At 66.9% G+C, this 1,284-nt stretch carries 2 protein-coding genes and 1 pseudogene; all 3 read left to right on the top strand.

Going from position 1 to position 1,284, the window contains the following annotated elements; genetic code table 11:
* The coding region (gene lepB / locus AB4Y86_RS19100) for a signal peptidase I (RefSeq protein WP_441403696.1) at positions 1–351 on the top strand (351 nt) is incomplete at its 5' end.
* On the top strand, positions 352–1,155 hold the full coding sequence (gene lepB / locus AB4Y86_RS19105; RefSeq protein WP_441403697.1) for a signal peptidase I: 804 nt from the start codon (positions 352–354) through the stop codon (positions 1,153–1,155).
* A pseudogene (locus AB4Y86_RS19110) lies at positions 1,077–1,284 on the top strand (hypothetical protein); the annotation flags it as partial. The gene lepB (AB4Y86_RS19105) and the pseudogene AB4Y86_RS19110, both read left to right, overlap by 79 nt.

Below are 1,284 nucleotides of genomic sequence, written 5' to 3' on the forward strand. Positions count from 1 at the left end.
ACCTATGTCAAGCGCGTCCTCGGCCTGCCCGGCGACCACGTGGTCTGCTGCGACGCCGACGGCCGGCTCACAGTCAACGGCCAGCAAGTTGCGGAACCCTATCTGTATGCGGGCGATGCCCCAAGCCAGCTAAAATTCRGTGTGATTGTCCCGGCCGGCCGGCTCTGGCTGATGGGGGACCACCGGTCCAAGTCGGCCGACTCCCGCAGCCTGCTGGGGGCGCCGGGCGGCGGAATGGTCCCGCTGGACCGGATCATTGGCCGGCCGGTACAGATCATCTGGCCGCTTGATAGATTTGCAGCAATAGCGCGGCCCGACGAAGCCGCCACGACAATCAAGAACGGACAGTAGATGCCCGAGACCGGACCACGGACACCTGATCCGCAAGGGCACGACGAGCCCCTGGTGACCTCTCCGCCCACCCCCGACGCCGACCAGCCAGCCCCGGCACGTGCGCGCCGGGCGAAAGCTCGTGAGGGCCGCAGCCCCGTGTTCCTCTGGTTCAAAGAGGTCGCCACGGTGGTGGTGATCGCCGTCGTGCTGTCCTTCCTGATCAAGACGTTCCTGTTCCGGGCGTTCTACATCCCGTCCGAATCGATGATGAACACCCTGGACGTCAACGACCGAATCTTCGTCAACCTCCTGGTGCCGGAGCCGATCGCCATGCAGCGCGGCGACGTCGTCGTGTTCCGCGATACCAAGGGCTGGCTGGCTCCTGCAGCGCAGAAACCGGGCGGAGCCTTCTCCGGCGTGCAGGACGCACTGACGTTTGTGGGCCTGCTCCCGGACAACTCCGAACAGCACCTGGTCAAGCGCGTCATCGGCCTGCCCGGCGACCACGTGGTCTGCTGMGACGGCAGCGGCAGGCTCACCGTCAACGGGGCTCCGCTGGACGAGAAGTACGTCAACAGCGCCGAGGTGCCGCAGGTGCGCGACTTCGACGTCGTCGTGCCGGCCGGCAAGGTCTGGGTGATGGGAGACAACCGGAACCACTCCGCCGATTCCCGCGCCCACATGGAAACCAACGGCGGCTTCATTGACGAAGCCGACATTGAAGGCAAAGCCGCAGTGATCGCCTGGCCGCTGAACCGCATCAGCGCCCTCGACAACTACCCGGACGTCTTCCGCGGCGTCCCGGCGGCGACCGGAAAGTAGGGACAACGGCAGTGTCCGAAGCTCCAACCCTCGACTACGAGCGCCGCTTCCGCGGCTCCGGCGCCCGGCTGCTCGCCGGGATCGACGAGGTGGGCCGCGGCGCACTGGCAGGCCCCGTCAGCGTCGGGA

Source organism: Arthrobacter sp. 2YAF22_2, from assembly GCF_052114645.1.
Taxonomy (GTDB): domain Bacteria; phylum Actinomycetota; class Actinomycetes; order Actinomycetales; family Micrococcaceae; genus Arthrobacter.